General features: G+C 60.9%; 15 protein-coding genes and 1 pseudogene. 10 read left to right on the forward strand and 6 right to left on the reverse strand.

Annotated elements, in window-relative coordinates; translation table 11 throughout:
* Window positions 1-502 precede the first annotated feature (502 nt).
* The gene (locus ACAM58_RS29130) at window positions 503-670 is read left to right on the forward strand and encodes a hypothetical protein (RefSeq protein WP_369665110.1); all 168 of its coding nucleotides are present in this window, start codon (window positions 503-505) and stop codon (window positions 668-670) included.
* Here the strand turns inward: ACAM58_RS29130 and ACAM58_RS29135 are convergent.
* From ACAM58_RS29135 to ACAM58_RS29155, 5 genes and pseudogenes are all read right to left on the reverse strand, one after another.
* Window positions 592-876 (reverse strand): annotated as a pseudogene (locus ACAM58_RS29135) (aspartate/glutamate racemase family protein); the annotation flags it as partial. The gene ACAM58_RS29130 and the pseudogene ACAM58_RS29135 overlap by 79 nt on opposite strands.
* On the reverse strand, window positions 876-2,294 hold the full coding sequence (gene hydA, locus ACAM58_RS29140) for a dihydropyrimidinase (RefSeq protein WP_369665068.1): 1,419 nt from the start codon (window positions 2,292-2,294) through the stop codon (window positions 876-878). The pseudogene ACAM58_RS29135 and the gene hydA, both read right to left, overlap by 1 nt.
* Before the next feature lie 288 nt (window positions 2,295-2,582).
* Window positions 2,583-3,308, reverse strand: coding sequence for a GntR family transcriptional regulator (locus ACAM58_RS29145; protein WP_093012486.1), 726 nt, complete (start codon window positions 3,306-3,308; stop codon window positions 2,583-2,585).
* Window positions 3,309-3,363: 55 nt separating this feature from the next.
* Window positions 3,364-4,065: an aspartate/glutamate racemase family protein gene (locus ACAM58_RS29150; protein ID WP_369665082.1), complete on the reverse strand. Its 702-nt coding sequence runs from the start codon at window positions 4,063-4,065 to the stop codon at window positions 3,364-3,366.
* Window positions 4,066-4,100: 35 nt separating this feature from the next.
* On the reverse strand, window positions 4,101-5,156 hold the full coding sequence (locus tag ACAM58_RS29155) for an ABC transporter substrate-binding protein (protein ID WP_369665069.1): 1,056 nt from the start codon (window positions 5,154-5,156) through the stop codon (window positions 4,101-4,103).
* A 272-nt stretch (window positions 5,157-5,428) separates the two neighbouring features.
* Between ACAM58_RS29155 and ACAM58_RS29160 the strand changes: the two genes are divergently transcribed.
* From ACAM58_RS29160 to ACAM58_RS29170, 3 genes are read left to right on the forward strand one after another with little or no spacing between them, the layout of a single operon-like run.
* A complete protein-coding gene (locus tag ACAM58_RS29160) occupies window positions 5,429-6,517 on the forward strand; it encodes an ABC transporter ATP-binding protein (RefSeq protein WP_369665070.1) in 1,089 nt (362 codons plus the stop codon).
* A 7-nt stretch (window positions 6,518-6,524) separates the two neighbouring features.
* Window positions 6,525-7,382, forward strand: coding sequence for an ABC transporter permease (locus ACAM58_RS29165; protein WP_369665071.1), 858 nt, complete (start codon window positions 6,525-6,527; stop codon window positions 7,380-7,382).
* On the forward strand, window positions 7,375-8,247 hold the full coding sequence (locus ACAM58_RS29170; RefSeq protein WP_369665072.1) for an ABC transporter permease: 873 nt from the start codon (window positions 7,375-7,377) through the stop codon (window positions 8,245-8,247). Before ACAM58_RS29165 ends, ACAM58_RS29170 begins: the two co-directional genes overlap by 8 nt.
* 68 nt (window positions 8,248-8,315) lie before the next feature.
* On the opposite strand, the gene ACAM58_RS29175 is transcribed toward ACAM58_RS29170, so the two are convergent.
* A complete protein-coding gene (locus ACAM58_RS29175; RefSeq protein WP_369665073.1) occupies window positions 8,316-8,849 on the reverse strand; it encodes a nucleoside deaminase in 534 nt (177 codons plus the stop codon).
* A 9-nt stretch (window positions 8,850-8,858) separates the two neighbouring features.
* Here ACAM58_RS29175 and ACAM58_RS29180 point away from each other — a divergent pair, with 9 nt between their 5' ends.
* From ACAM58_RS29180 to ACAM58_RS29205, 6 genes are read left to right on the forward strand one after another with little or no spacing between them, the layout of a single operon-like run.
* Window positions 8,859-9,872 carry an amidohydrolase family protein gene (locus ACAM58_RS29180; protein WP_369665074.1) on the forward strand — a complete coding sequence of 338 codons (1,014 nt, stop codon included), beginning with the start codon at window positions 8,859-8,861 and terminating at the stop codon, window positions 9,870-9,872.
* Between the two features lie 8 nt (window positions 9,873-9,880).
* Entirely contained in the window at window positions 9,881-10,372 is a 492-nt protein-coding gene (locus ACAM58_RS29185) for an amidohydrolase family protein (RefSeq protein WP_369665075.1), read from the forward strand.
* Between the two features lie 41 nt (window positions 10,373-10,413).
* A complete protein-coding gene (locus ACAM58_RS29190; protein WP_369665076.1) occupies window positions 10,414-11,250 on the forward strand; it encodes a transporter substrate-binding domain-containing protein in 837 nt (278 codons plus the stop codon).
* 6 nt (window positions 11,251-11,256) lie between these two features.
* A complete protein-coding gene (locus ACAM58_RS29195) occupies window positions 11,257-11,910 on the forward strand; it encodes an amino acid ABC transporter permease (protein ID WP_369665077.1) in 654 nt (217 codons plus the stop codon).
* Window positions 11,904-12,662 (forward strand): amino acid ABC transporter ATP-binding protein, encoded by a 759-nt coding sequence (locus tag ACAM58_RS29200; protein ID WP_369665078.1) that lies wholly within the window; start codon window positions 11,904-11,906, stop codon window positions 12,660-12,662. The genes ACAM58_RS29195 and ACAM58_RS29200 overlap by 7 nt, the downstream gene beginning before the upstream one ends.
* Window positions 12,655-14,082, forward strand: a complete 1,428-nt coding sequence (locus ACAM58_RS29205; RefSeq protein ID WP_369665079.1) for an amidohydrolase family protein — start codon at window positions 12,655-12,657, stop codon at window positions 14,080-14,082. The genes ACAM58_RS29200 and ACAM58_RS29205 overlap by 8 nt, the downstream gene beginning before the upstream one ends.
* Window positions 14,083-14,190: the final 108 nt, after the last annotated feature.

Raw genomic sequence — 14,190 nt, forward strand, 5'->3', positions numbered from 1 at the left:
CGAAGGGAAATGGGAGTGTCTGTCCTAGTGAGTCTAGAAGCCGACTTCCGAGAGCGCCAATGGCGATTTCTGGCAGAGCTATACAGCGGTGGTATAGGTCAACGCGCAGTCGGGCTGGGTAATCATCCAAGCTCGACCGGCGATAGCTCTCTCTCGCGTCGCTGCGGGACGCGATGTGGCATTAGCCAGGGGAGTGCATAACAATCTCGCCAGGTTCTTGCGGTTGAAGTCGCGGGTGCGCAGCACCAGCTGACGCGACTAGTCCCCAGCGCCGTTGAGGAGCCGCGAACCCTGCGAACGGGAGCACGGCTGACCTCGTAGTTGCGCGGCCGACGTGATGCCGCGGCGCCAGCAGTTCTCGGTGTCGTGCATGACCCAGTGTTCTTCGTGCAAGGGACACTTCGGCAAGGCGCTAGCCCTGGCTTCCAACAACGTGGCACATTGACTATCTCCAGTGATTGTTTGGACCAAGCGATGCATTTGAGACATGCACAATTCAGCTATGCCAAACATCACAAACATCCTCAAAGCTGAAATCTCGCGCGTCGCCCGAAAAGAAGTCCGCGCAGAAATTGAAACGCTCAAGAAGGCAACTACTGGCACTGAAAGGATTTCGCGCAACTCCAACACGCCTGGATCACCGAACGCAGCGACCACTACAGCATCGTGATTGGCCCCGTCTTGCGCAGCAATCTCCGCCACGGCATAGGCACCCAGCATAGCTTCGAAGCGGGTTTCGATGTAGGCAACGCCGCTATGGGCGGTCCGCATAGTGAGCTGTGTGTCAGCGCGGCAGCATCGACGGGCTTCGGCCTCGATAAGGTCGGTGACGCTCGTTGAGATATTTGGATTTATGACAAGAAGACGAGGCGGCATTATTTGCACCTCCGAGGCAGCAGGGTCGGCAAGCCGCGTTTAAGAAACTGACCCGCACCTGGCTTGCCGGTGAAAGTCATTCCATCCCAGACCACTTCTCCCCGGGACAGTGTGAGACCAGGCCAGGCACTTAGGCGCATCCCCTCGTAGGGGGTGTAGTCGACGTTGTGATGCAGCATTGAATTGGTCAGTACAAACTCGCGTTCGTCCCAGATGACAAGGTCGGCGTCCGCGCCAATCGACAAGCTGCCCTTCCGAGGGTGCAGCCCGTAGGTCTTGGCTGGATTGGTCGCTGTCAGTTCGACGAACTTCTGCGGTGTGATCAGTCCGGCCATTACGCCTTCCGACCAGAGCAGCGCCATCCGGGTTTCAAGGCCGGGGATGCCATTGGGGATATGGCGGAACGGCTGCTCCTTATTGCCAGGTTTCTTGCCATCTTCGCCCTCAAAGCGAAAAGGAGCGTGGTCGGAGGAAAACACCGTGAAAAGCCCGTCGGCTAATCCTTGCCAGATCACCTGCTGGTTAGCCTTGCTCCGGGGTGGCGGACTGCATACGCAACGTGCGCCGCCATAGCTGTCGTCCAAGCCGAGATCCTCGGCGCTGAGAAACAGATACTGAGGGCAGGTTTCCGCGAATACGTTAAGGCCGTGAGCTCGCGCCCATCGGATCTGTTCCACCGCATCGCTGCCGGACACATGGACGATGAGGATCGGTACATCCACGAGTTCGCCGAGAGCGATGGCGCGGTGCGTCGCTTCGCGCTCCACCAGCATAGGGCGGGCATGTGCGTGGTACCGCGGGGCGGTCTTGCCGGAGGCTTCTAGGCGCTGAGTCAGCCACTCAATGCAATCTGCGTTTTCGGCGTGAATCATTACCATGGCGCCGTGCTCCCGAGCCACAGAAAGCACATCCAAGATCTGTCCGTCATTCAGCTTAAGGCTGTCATAGGTCATGTATATCTTGAAGGAGGTGTAGCCCTCGCGTATCAGCGCTGGCAGTTCTTCGCCTAGCACCGTCGGTGTCGGGTCGCTGACGATCAGGTGAAATGCGTAGTCGATATGGGCCTGGTTGCCAGCACGGCGGTGATAGTCCTCAACAGCGGCCCGCAAGGATTGACCCTTCTGTTGTGCGGCGAAAGGAATCACGGTGGTGCTGCCGCCACAAGCTGCCGACAGTGTGCCGGTGAAGAAGTCATCGGCCATCTTGATTGGCGGCGCTTCCGGTTGATCGAGGTGACAGTGCGCATCGACACCACCAGGAGTGACGTATCGCCCCGCCGCATCGATTTCCATTGCGGCGGATGGCAAGTCGCGCCCCAATTGCACGATCTGCCCATCCTTGACGGCGATGTCGCAATAAAAAATGTCACTTGCGGTGACGGCACGGGCGTTCCGGATCAAAAGGTCGAAGGCGGGCATGTTTTTGCAGGGAGGACGTCAGCGAGTAGCAATGGGGGAAGCTCAAAAGTAAGTGGCTGGCACCACAAAACTGTAAGCAATATGCATGCCGCGTTGTATCCAAAGTGAAGTCCTGTTTGCTTTTTTGGAACGCGAACTCATCGTTCGTCTGATCTGCGAGACCACTGGGATAACAAGAGGCTGCGAGGGACACGCGGTGCAGATGCCCGAGCGTGAGCTCGCGGGCGGGCGTAGGTGCGCCAACCCTTCGGTCCAGGCGAACAGCGCTAGAGAACAGTGGGACCGGGTTTAGCCCAACAGAACTTCGGCAAGATCGACCTGCTGCTCCTCTTCCTCGCGAAGATTGAGGGAGCGCTCTATGTGGTGTAAGTGTTCGACCGCCAGCGCAACAGCAGCAGCATCGTCGCCGCTTTCGATGGCATCGAGGAGAAGTACATGCTCATGGTCGAGGCAGGCGGCACCTGTCGGTACCTCGTAGGTGAGGATCGCGAGACAGGTGAGTGGGGTCAGCTCGCGCATCATGCGAGTAAGGATGCTGCTGCCTGAAAGCTGAGCGAGCATGACGTGAAATTCCCCGGACAAGCGCACGGCTGCACGTCGGTCGCCGGAAACGTGTGCTTGTTTCTCCCGCTTGACTATGCTGCGCAGTTCCTTCAGCGCTCCGGCCGCTTTGCCATCGCGGATTTTTTGGATCAGCCGGGTAACGATGGCCGGTTCGAGGGTTCGCCGGACTGCAAGCACGTCGCGCGCCTCCTCCACGGTCGGCCGAGTGACGAACGCTCCGCGATTGGGAACCAGGGTCACGAGCTGTTCTACCGCTAGGCGCTGCAGGACACCCCGTACCTGGGTGCGGCTCACGGAGAATAGTTCGGCAACGCGCTCTTCGGCAAGCTTGGTGCCGGGAGCCAGTCGATGTTCGACGATTGCGTCGTAGATGCGTTCGTAGATGTCCGCTTTCGATGCGCTTTGCTTGGTGACGGACTCAGTAAGGGTGCTGGAGGATGTTGTCGCCATGACGCTGGGTTGGAATTCGGGCACTAATATAAGCAAACTGCCTGCCCGACAATTGTTAGAGCTTGAAGAGGCTACCCCAGCCCTTGACACGGCGGGTATCCACGCCGGCGATACGTAGCGATTTCCAGACGGCGGTCGCCACAGTGTCGTAGACCGGCAGGCCGAGCGATTCCTCCAATGCCGGCACCAGAGCCGCGGCTCGCAGGTTGGTACAGAAGGTGGTGAGACATTCGGGCTCGCCCGAGGCGGCTGCTTGGCGGGCCATGCTTTCGATCTGATCCGCCGTGACCTCAGAGAACTCAAAGTTGACGCTGAGCCCGAGATGCCGTTCAGTAGTGCATGCGAACGCTGACCTCCGATAATTTTCCACGATGAACTGCTGCACTTCCGACGAGTAGGGTGAAAGCAGACCGAAGCGCGTGTGGCCCGCCAACCGCATGGCTTCGTTAAGCGCCAGCACGGAGGTGCAGGCCGGAATTCCGGTTTCGTGCGTGATGCGTACGCACAGGGCCTCGTCCCGTTCGAAGCCGAGCCACCCCGACGAGGTGCCGTTCCACGCAATCACGTCCACACGGGCATCCGCCAGCAGGCGGGCGGCCTCCAAAATAGGCGTCTCGTCAAACTGGTCCAGGGCCTGGTCGCGCAGCGAAATTTCCGTCACTCGGAACCGCGCGAAATGCGCCGACACCTCCGGCAGGCCTGCCAGCATGGTCGAAGTGATGGGCTCGAGTGCCGTGTTAGATGACGGCGTCAGCATTCCAAGTAGCACGCGCTTGGGTTCTGCCTGAATGCTCACACTTTCACCTCGCGGTTGAATCGCTCGATGTACTCGCCACGGCGTGGATTGAGCTTGGCCCAATCGACACGGCTCATCTTCTCGATTTCCTCTACGGTCTTAGCGTATGCCTGAAGGCCAGGGCTGAGTACGGCCTTCTTACTGACTGGAACGACGAAATACGGCTCTGCCGCCATCTTGGTCTGTACTTCCGGGCTGAGCGCGGCGTTGATATAAGCGGCGGCCAAGTCCGGGTTGCGGCTGTTCTTTACGATATGCATCGAGCTCTTGATGTGGATCCATCCCGTGTCGGGACGAGTCAGGGCAATCGGTACACCCTTGGCTTGCAGATCGCCGACGTTGTTGTTGTAGTGGACGGCGATGTCGATTTGCCCCTGCTGGAAAAGCGTCGCGAGCGCACCGGGGCTACTGGCGATGGCCCCTACGTTGGGCAGCAGCTTTTTCACAAATTGGAAAGCCGGCTCCATGTTCTCTTCGCTACCGCCGTTGAGTCGGGCGATCTCGACCATCCAGGCCGACACTAGGGTCGAGCCCATGCTGGCGAGGCCGACACGGCCTTTGAATTCCGGTTTCAACAGGTCACTCCAGGACTTGGGCGGTGTCTTGATCTTGTCCGTGTTATAGGCAATTCCGATAATTTGACCTGAGACGAACACGCCAAGGCCGCGCGGGTCGACAAGCCGTGAAGGCACTTCCGCCAGGTTCGGCACCTTGTCGACAGGTATCTTCTCGAAGATGTCCTGCGACAACGCGGCGAGGTAGGGGCCCTCGTCCAACATGATCACGTCAAAGGGAGGGTTCGCTTTGGAAGCAATTACCTTTGAAAGCGTATCAAGGGGCTGTGAGGCGACAAGGCTTACCGACCCGCCCGTCGCGCGCGAAAAAGCTGGCAGAAGGATGCTGCGATGGGCTGCCTCCCACGCTCCCGGGGGGGTGGTCGATGCAATGTTTTTGCCCTGGACCTGCGCAATGCACAACGGTGATGCGAGGTAGGCCGCACCGAGGCCCGCACTTCTCAGGAGGCTGCGGCGGGAGAGAAAAGAGGCATGCATTGAGAATCCTTTTTAACTAGAGTAGATCGGCATCGTGGGCCAAAGGCGCAAAGTTTGTGCCAGGCTCGTATCCAATCAATCTCGGGTCGTGCACCACCTCATCCGCCCTATTTTGGTACATCAATCCCCATTTGTGTGCGCACAATTCCATTGTGGTGTATCCAATTTGATTAAAAATTGTGTTCGATAACGAGAAAGCTTGTATTTTCTGGCATGAATCTTGAGTCACTACTTGACTGCCGCGACTCTGTGCGGTGTCTGGAGTTCTCTGCATGCTTTTCTCAACCGGTGGATCCGGCGTCTCGATCGAGCTCGACCACATACATCATCAGTACGGCGGCGCGGTCGCCGTTGAGTCGGTTTCCCTCGATATACAAGCCGGGGAACTGGTAGCACTGCTGGGGCCCAGCGGCTGCGGCAAAACAACTTTGCTGCGGGTTGTGGCGGGGCTGACGCGCCAAACAGGCGGATCCGTCTTGATTGGCGGTGAAAAGGTCGATGGTCTGCCGACCAATGAACGCGGCGCCGGCATCGTGTTCCAGAACTACGCCTTATTCCCGCACATGACTGTGGCGGCCAATGTCGCCTATGGACTGCGCGCCCGGCGCATCAACGCCGGAGCGGCACGCGAGACGGCCGCGCAGATGTTGGATCTCGTGCAAATGGCTCGCTACGCCAGTCGCTTCCCGCGCGAATTGTCCGGCGGACAGCAGCAGCGCGTTGCGCTTGCGCGAACGCTGGCGGTGAAGCCCAAGGTCTTGCTATTGGACGAGCCCTTCGCTGCACTCGACAAAAATCTCCGATTGGACATGCAGATCGAGATCAAGCGCATTCAGCGCGAGCTCGGCATCACAACTGTTCTGGTCACTCACGATCAGGAGGAAGCCATGTCAATGGCCGACCGTATTGCGGTGATGAATGCCGGACGGGTCGAACAGTTCGATACGCCGGAGGCGATCTACGATCGTCCTTCCTCCCTGTTCGTCGCTAATTTCGTTGGCACGGCGAACTTGGTGGCCGGCCAGCTGTTGCGGGACGGCTCCGGATACGCGGTCGATTCGCGGGACGGGGGGCGACTGTCGATTGGCTCAGCTGCACCGTGCTCTCGTGTAGGGGCAGTAATGCTGGCGACACGACCTGAACACCTGGCCATGGGCACACCGGGCGACGATGCGCTGTCGGCAAAAGTGGAAATGGTGCTTCCTCTTGGACCGTCGCTGGTCTACGAGCTGCGCCTAGCGTCCGGTGACGCGGTGAAGGTGACGCAACCCCGAACAGTGGGATCGACCCGCTATGTCGCAGGCGAGGTGGTCGGACTGCGCCTGCGTCCCGGCTCGCCGACCAGCGTCTTTGCCGCCTGAGCCCGTCATGAGTGCTGCATCCAATTCCCGTCTTGCTGCGCCTTTGGCGCTCGGCGCGCCACTGGCCCTATTTTTCGTGGCATTCGTCCTCGCGCCGCTCCTCCTGCTGGCGTTCGTCAGCTTCCACAACGATACCGATCTGCGAGATGCCGGTGTCGGCCAATACCTGAAGTTCCTCAGCGACGGCTTCAACCTGGCGGTGCTGGGCAACACCATGTGGCTGGGCTTGCGAGCCACGCTTCTGGCGCTGGTGCTGGGCTTTCCGCTGGCCCTGCTGTACAGCCAAACGCCGCGGCGCTGGCAGGGCGCGCTGCTGTTGGTGGTATTGCTGCCGCTGCTCACCAGCTCTGTTGTGCGTACCTTCGCTTGGGTGGTGATCCTCGGTCGCCAGGGGATCGTCAACAGTGCGCTCTTGGAGTTGGGCTGGATCGCCGAGCCACTGAAGCTGCTTTATACGCCGAGCGCCGTCGTCGTCGCCCTGGCCCAGATCGAGCTGCCGCTGATGGTGCTGCCGCTCGTCACCACGCTCGCCAACCTGGATGGGAACCTGACCCAGGCCTCCCGTGCGCTGGGTGCCGGCTACTGGCGCACCTTCTGGCAGATCACCTTGCCGCTTTCTGTGCCAGGGCTGCTTGCAGGTGGGCTGTTGGTCTTCGCCGCGAGCGTAAGCGCCTTCGTGACGCAGGCGCTGGTAGGCGGCGGCCAGCAGGTCTACATGCCCTCGTTCATGTATCAGCAGGCGATCGAGGCCGGCAACTACCCCTTCGCCGCGGCCATCGCGATGCTCCTGCTGGTCAGTGTGATGACGGTGGTTTGCCTCGTGAATACGTTTGGCCGCCGAAGCAAAGGATTCGTCCATGTCTGACCCCGCAAAGCTGAAATCCGCCGGCTCCGCGCCGGCCACCTCCGTGGCTCGGGCTAATCGGGGTCGCGCGCTGGAACGCCTGTCCTTCCAGACGCTGATCGGACTTCTCGGCGCTATCGCCGCGATCCTGTTGGTGGCACCGACGGCGATCGTCGTCGTGACCTCGTTCACCAGTGGTTATTCGCTCAAGTTCCCGCCGCCTGGCTATTCCTCGCGCTGGTACGAAGCGCTGTGGAATGACTCTCCCGAGCTGATAGAGGCCTTCCTGCTGTCTCTCAAGCTCGCCGGTACAGCCACCGTGCTTTCGATTGTGCTGGCGGTCGCGGCGGCGCTTGCACTGGCACGCCGTCGCGAGGCGTGGGCGCGCACGGTGGAGGCAGTGTTCCTGTCGCCGCTCATGCTGCCCACGCTGGCGATAGGGCTGTCCTTGCTGATGCTGTTCAACTTGGCGGGCAGCGGTCTGTCCTTCGGAACTCTAGTGATCGGCCATATGGCTATCACCGCGCCTTACATCCTGCGTACCACGTCGGCTAGCCTGAGTCAGCTCGATGCCGCCCTGCTCGAATGCGCCAGCGCGCTCGGGGCTTCACCGTTGCACGCCTTCCGTACCGTTACCCTGCCCCTAATCGCGCCGGGCATTGCAGCGGGGGCCTTCATCGGCTTCATGTATTCGTTCGATAACGTGACCGTGTCGCTCTTTCTCTCGGACGCCCGCAGCGAGGTGTTGCCCCTCCGTATGTGGCACATCATCGAAGGCAGCCTCGATGTGCGCGCTGCGGCCGTGTCGGGCGTGCTGGTGGCCGCCACGGTAGTGCTGATGGTGGTGATGGAGCGGCTGGCGGGGATTTCGCGCCACGTGAAGTAGGCGCCATGGCCTTACCCTTGTTTGTGTCAAGGCCCTCGGCGGACAGTCGAGCCTTCGACCGCTCCGCGTCAGGTCTTCGGTGCCACCTGGTCACCACCCCAACGCAGTCGCAGGGCGAGATAGTCAGATTCAAGGACACCATCGCGCAACTCGATGTCAAAGCCAGTCATGTCGCAGAAGTCCTCGATGCTGTAGCGGCCCAGGTCGGTCCGCCGCAGAGTGGCGTGACGAAGGGCCAAGACCACGGTACGGACGCCCGCCAACTTCAGCGCACCTGCGCACATTGGACAGGGCTCCATCGTGCAATAGAGCGTGGAGCCAATGGTCGCGCTTGGGCCGTGCGCGCGGTAGGCCGACTTCACGGCGTCGGTCTCCGCATGTGCCGTCACGTCCCCCTGGGTGTTCTGCCGGTTTTGGCCCGCCGACAGCCATTGGCCGTCCTTGACGATTACGGCGCCTGTGGGCCAATCGCCGCGGTCATAGGCTTCTGAGGCCTGCTCGATGGCCGCACGCATCCAGTGGATGTCGACCGTGCTCTGGTCCTGCGTTGCTGGCGAAGAGGGCGGGCAAACGTTCATGTCATTCACTTTCAACTTGGTCAAAACAACTTCATGAGCAAGAAACGCACCCTTCTGACAAATGCGCGAGTGCTTGTGGGATCGCGTCATGAACTCGATCCGCGTACGCTCGACATTCTCGTGGACAACGGCCTCATCGAAGCGATCGAACCGGCGGGAACTCTGGCCTGCGAGGCCACAGTCATTGACCTAAAGAAGCGCCTACTGGTGCCCGGACTGGTCAATGGGCATCAACACTCGCATGAGCACTTCCAGCGCGGCCGCGCGGAGAACCTTCCGCTGGAGCTGTGGATGCACCTGGTGCGCACGCGGCTGCCCGTGGCCCTGACGCCTCGGCAGGCCTATCTGCGAACGATGCTCGGCGCGATCGAGTCGCTTCGCACCGGTTGCACCACGCTTGTTGACGACATGGCGCTGGGCGGCGCCATCGACCGCGAGCGTATCGACGCCTGCATGCAGGCGTATGACGACAGCGGCATACGCGCACTTGTCGGTTTCGCCATGATGGACAAACCGGTCATCGACAACTTTCCCTATGTCGAGAGTCTTGTGCCGCCGAAATTGGCGCAGGAGTTACGCAACGCAGCCCGTCCGCGACCCGACGATTGCGTAGCGCTGGTCGAGGACATGGTGCGTCGCCGCCATCCCCATGAGGCGCGGGTCGGTGTGCTTGTGTCGGCTTCGGCGCCGCAACGTTGCACAGAAAGCTTCTTGTTGCGACTGAGGGCGCTAGCGGACCGGCTCGCACTGCCCGTCATTACTCATGTCCAGGAGACCCGGCTGCAGGTAGTGACAGGTCAGCATTTCTATGGCTGCACGATGATGGAGTACCTAGACCGCATCGGTTTCCTCAAGCCGACGACGAGCCTCATTCACGCGGTCTGGCTCAATCCTCGCGAGATCGAGATCCTGGCCAACACGGGAGCAACCGCCCAACACAATCCCTGGAGCAACCTGATGCTGGGTTCTGGCGTGCAGCCGGTGCGGCAGTTACTGAACGCCGGCGTGAACGTCAGCCTCGGCTCCGACGGATCTGCTCAACCGTGACTGTCAACATGCTCAACGTGCTCGGCTCGGCAGCGGCACTCTCGAAGATACGTGGCAACGATCATTCGCGCTGGCTGAGCGCGCATGAAGCCCTCCATGCGGGCACCGTTGCCGGCGCCCGCGCGCTGGGTTTCGGTGATCGGCTCGGCGCGCTGCATGTCGGCGCCTGCGCCGACATGGTGGCTTACCGCACCGACAGTGTGACGTTCACGCCTTTTATTGACCCGGTGCGCCAGTTGGTCTATGGGGAGCGGGGCGCCGGCCTTGACTTTTCGATGGTCGACGGCGAGGTGGTGATCTGCGACGGGCGACTGACGCGCATCGACGAAGCCTCGTTGCTCGCCGAAATCGAAAGCGAATTCAAGGACTTGCTTCCTCGCTATGCAGCCGCCGAGGCCGACATGGCGCCCATCCTGGCCGCGATGGAGCGCATCCATTTGCGGGCGCTTCAGGAGCCGATCGCCCCCGATACGCACGCTGCTCGCATAACCACGCCGTAGCTTCCCGTTTCCCCTTCACCTATCTACCTCAGATCCCCACCATGACCAATATTTCGCGTCGCCTCGTGCTTGCCGGCAGTGCCGCAAGCCTCATCCCCCGCCTCGCCTTCGCTGCCACAGGCACCACGCTTGCCCAGATTAAGGCATCTGGCGAATTGCGCATTGGCTGTGAAGCCGCCTACGTGCCGTTCACCTATCGACAGGAAGGCCGCATCGTCGGGTACGACGTCGAGCTGGCCGACATGTTGTGCGCACCGCTTGGCGTCAAGCCGAACTTCATTGATACCGCTTGGGCGGGCGTGATTCCCTCGCTCTATGCCAAGAAATTCGATGTCGTCATGAGCTCCATGAGCTACACCAAAGAGCGCCTCGAGCGAGTCGGGTTCTCGGTGCCGTACGCTGAAGCCTCTCAGGCCCTGCTGATCCGCGCAGAAGACTCCGGAAAGATCAAGGTCGTTGGCGACCTCAACAACCGCGTGTTGGCGGTCAAGCTGGGCTCGCCGGGCCAAATCCTGCAAGACAAGATAAATGCCGGACTCAAGACGGCCGGCGGCGCTGGCTTCAAGGAGGTGCGGACCTTCGACGATCATCCTGCCGCCTATGTTTCCTTAGCCCAACATCGAGTGGACGGCGTACTCAACACACTCGCCACCCTGGCCATGGTCATGAGAGACGTACCGGGCAAGTACGCACTGGTGCGCAACGTTGGCGCCGACAACTGGGCAGGTATCGCCGCGCGCAAGGAAGATTCGGAAATTCTGCAGTACCTCAACACCCAATTGGCCGCGCTCAAGGCGGACGGTCGCATCTACAAGTTGCAGGAAAAGTGGTTCGGTTTCCGTATGCAGCTGGGCGACAGCATCCCGACCTTCGGCTGATTCACGATGACGCTCGACTGGAACCTGATTGAGAGTTCCGTGCCCTTGCTGGCGGCCGGACTGCTCACCACCCTGAGAATTTCCTCGATCGCAATGCTGTTGGGCCTAGCGCTGGGTGCAGTGCTCGGCTTGTGCTCGCTTTCGCGGAGTGCCACGGTGCGCTTCTGTGTGCGCGCTTATGTGGACTTCATACGCGGAACGCCGCTGCTGATCCAAATATTCCTGGTCTATTTCGCCCTTCCTGAGATTGGAATCAACCTTCCCGAGTTCTGGGCTGGAGTCATCGCGCTGGGCCTCAATGCGGCCGGTTTTCTGTCCGAGATTTTTCGGGCTGGGCTGACTTCCATTGAGAAAGGCCAAGCCGAGGCCGCGCGTTCTGTCGGCATGCGGCACCACCAGATCCTGCTGCACGTGCTGCTGCCGCAGTCCCTGCGTACGGTCTTGCCGCCGGCGACAAACGAGCTGATCTCGCTCGTCAAAGGCTCGGCCTTGCTCTCGGTGATCTCGGTCTACGAACTCACCCGGGCCGGGCAGGCCGTTATCGCAGTGCATTTCGCACCCTTCGAGATCTTCATCCTCATCGCCCTCTACTACTACCTCACCGTATCTGCCCTCGCTTGGCTCTCCCGGTGGCTCGAAAGGAAATTGCCGGCATGGTGACCAACGTACTGCAAGCGCGCGACCTAAAGAAGCATTTCGGAGCACGACAGGTTTTGCACGGCGCATCGATGGATGTGGCCGAAGGCGAGACGGTCGTCATCATTGGCCCGTCCGGCTCGGGTAAGACAACGCTTTTGCGCTGCCTCAATTGGCTGGAAGCTCCCGACAGTGGAAGCATCCTGCTGCGCGGCGAACATCTCGGCCGCGATGCCGCAGGGCGGGCCCTCGGTGAGGCGGACCTGTGCCGCCAGCGCAGTCGAATTGGTTTCGTTTTCCAGCGATTCAATCTCTTCTCGCACTTGTCGGCGCTCGCCAACGTCGCGATGGGCCCGCACCGTGTGCTTGGAATTCCGCTCGCTGAGGCACAAGACAGAGCCCGCACAGAACTGGCGCGCGTCCACCTCTCCCAGCACATGGACAAGCGCCCCTCCCAACTCTCCGGCGGGCAGCAGCAACGCGTGGCGATTGCACGGGCGCTGGCCATGCGACCAGAGCTGATCCTGTTTGACGAGCCGACTTCCGCGCTTGATCCCGAACTGGTCACGGAGGTGGTGGATGTAATGCGTGAGTTGGCTGATGCCGGCATGACCATGGTCGCGGTCACCCACGAAATGCGTTTCGCCCGCCAGGCGGCTGACCGCGTGGTGTTCGTGGATGAGGGAACTGTCGTCGAACAGGGTCCTCCCGCACAGATTTTCGACGCGCCCACCGCAGAGCGCACCCGCCGATTTCTGGGCCACCTGCATGTCTGAACAACCTCCAACCATTCCCTCCCACTCGATGATCGCTTCCGGCACTTCTTCACTTCACTGCGATTTCCTGCTGACGGACGCGACCGTCGTCACCGTTGACCGGGAGCGACGTATCCTGACGGATGCCGCCGTGGCCGCGCGCGACGGATCCATCGCCTGGGTGGGCCGCATGTCCGACCTACCAGCCGACCTCCAGGCTAAGCAGCGCATCTCCCTGAAAGGTCGGGTGCTGACGCCGGGATTCATCAACGTGCACACCCATGCGATCCTGTCGATGGTGCGTGGCGTCGCGGAAGATCTCGGCTTCGCGCCGGCCTATACGCCCGGCATTCCCCACGGTCATGATGTGCTGCCGCACGAAGCCGTCGCGTTGGCGCGGCTAGGTGCCGTCGAAGCATTGCTGTTCGGTTCAACCCTCATCAACGACACCTACGTCCACGCCGACATCACTTTGCCGGCGATGGCCGGGCTCGGTGGCCGCGTCTACAGCTGCGGACGGATTCACGACGCGGACTTCTCGCTCATCGGCGACGGCCGGTGGGAGTACCACCGAGAGATCGGGGAGCGCACGTTGTCTGAAGCCATTGACCTGGCCGAGCGCTGGCACGGCAAGTTCGACGGCCGGGTCGGCGTTCAACTGTCTGCACACGCACCAGACACCTGCTCAGACGATTTGCTGCGCGACATCGCCGACATGTCACAACGATTGGGCCTGCGGGTGAACACCCATCTTGCACAGAGCCGCAAGGAAGTTGCTCAGGTGCTGCGCCGCTCCGGGCTTACGCCGGCTCAACTGCTGCACGAAACCGGCCTGCTCAACGATCGCCTGTTGGCCGCGCACTGCCTGTACCTTGACGAAGCTGACATCGCGCTGTGCGGGGCTGCGAGTATTCATGTAGCACATATTCCTAAAGGCAATGCCACGGGTGCTACGTTGGCTCCGACGGGGGCGTTGCGGCGCCAGGGAGCATCAATTACCTTGGGCACCGACAACATGCATGCCGATATGGTCGAAGTGCTTCGCTGGGCGCTCGCGGTCGGTCGCATCCAAGAGGGAAGCGTCAACGACTTTTGGCAACCCCACGACGTCCTTTGGATGGCAACGCAGGGAGGGGCAAACGCCATGGGCCTGGGCGACCGGCTCGGTTCCCTGGAGGTGGGCAAGCGCGCTGACATCGTCGCTTTCGATTTTCGTAGGCCGCATCTTGTGCCGTGCATTAGTGCTGTCGGGAATCTCGTGCACACCGCACAGGGGCGGGACGTCGAACATGTTTGGGTGGACGGTCGCCAGGTCGTTCAGTCCGGCCGGCCAACCGAGGTGGACGTCAACGCTTTACTCATCGAAGCGCAACAGGCTTCCGATGCCTTGTGGTTACGCGCCCGCAGCAGAGCCTCTGCGAAGTCCGACACTAATATTTGAACAATCAGTGAATGGGTTGGGTGCAATATGCACCATGAGCGAATACATAAATCGACCTGATGTTCGTATTTGGTGCTCTTTTTTCCTATGAGATCGCGCATCGCATTG

The sequence above is a fragment of the Variovorax sp. V116 genome (assembly GCF_041154435.1).
Classification (GTDB): domain Bacteria; phylum Pseudomonadota; class Gammaproteobacteria; order Burkholderiales; family Burkholderiaceae_C; genus Variovorax; species Variovorax paradoxus.

Excerpts from the sequence above, each read along its gene's own strand:
- ACAM58_RS29145 (WP_093012486.1), bottom strand. The coding sequence starts at position 3,308 with ATGGCGACAACATCCTCCAGCACCCTTACTGAGTCCGTCACCAAGCAA.
- ACAM58_RS29200 (WP_369665078.1), top strand. The coding sequence starts at position 11,904 with ATGGTGACCAACGTACTGCAAGCGCGCGACCTAAAGAAGCATTTCGGA.
- ACAM58_RS29165 (WP_369665071.1), top strand. The coding sequence starts at position 6,525 with ATGAGTGCTGCATCCAATTCCCGTCTTGCTGCGCCTTTGGCGCTCGGC.
- ACAM58_RS29155 (WP_369665069.1), bottom strand. The coding sequence starts at position 5,156 with ATGCATGCCTCTTTTCTCTCCCGCCGCAGCCTCCTGAGAAGTGCGGGC.
- ACAM58_RS29190 (WP_369665076.1), top strand. The coding sequence starts at position 10,414 with ATGACCAATATTTCGCGTCGCCTCGTGCTTGCCGGCAGTGCCGCAAGC.
- ACAM58_RS29170 (WP_369665072.1), top strand. The coding sequence starts at position 7,375 with ATGTCTGACCCCGCAAAGCTGAAATCCGCCGGCTCCGCGCCGGCCACC.
- ACAM58_RS29205 (WP_369665079.1), top strand. The coding sequence starts at position 12,655 with ATGTCTGAACAACCTCCAACCATTCCCTCCCACTCGATGATCGCTTCC.
- ACAM58_RS29180 (WP_369665074.1), top strand. The coding sequence starts at position 8,859 with ATGAGCAAGAAACGCACCCTTCTGACAAATGCGCGAGTGCTTGTGGGA.
- ACAM58_RS29185 (WP_369665075.1), top strand. The coding sequence starts at position 9,881 with ATGCTCAACGTGCTCGGCTCGGCAGCGGCACTCTCGAAGATACGTGGC.
- ACAM58_RS29195 (WP_369665077.1), top strand. The coding sequence starts at position 11,257 with ATGACGCTCGACTGGAACCTGATTGAGAGTTCCGTGCCCTTGCTGGCG.
- ACAM58_RS29130 (WP_369665110.1), top strand. The coding sequence starts at position 503 with ATGCCAAACATCACAAACATCCTCAAAGCTGAAATCTCGCGCGTCGCC.
- hydA (WP_369665068.1), bottom strand. The coding sequence starts at position 2,294 with ATGCCCGCCTTCGACCTTTTGATCCGGAACGCCCGTGCCGTCACCGCA.
- ACAM58_RS29160 (WP_369665070.1), top strand. The coding sequence starts at position 5,429 with ATGCTTTTCTCAACCGGTGGATCCGGCGTCTCGATCGAGCTCGACCAC.
- ACAM58_RS29150 (WP_369665082.1), bottom strand. The coding sequence starts at position 4,065 with ATGCTGACGCCGTCATCTAACACGGCACTCGAGCCCATCACTTCGACC.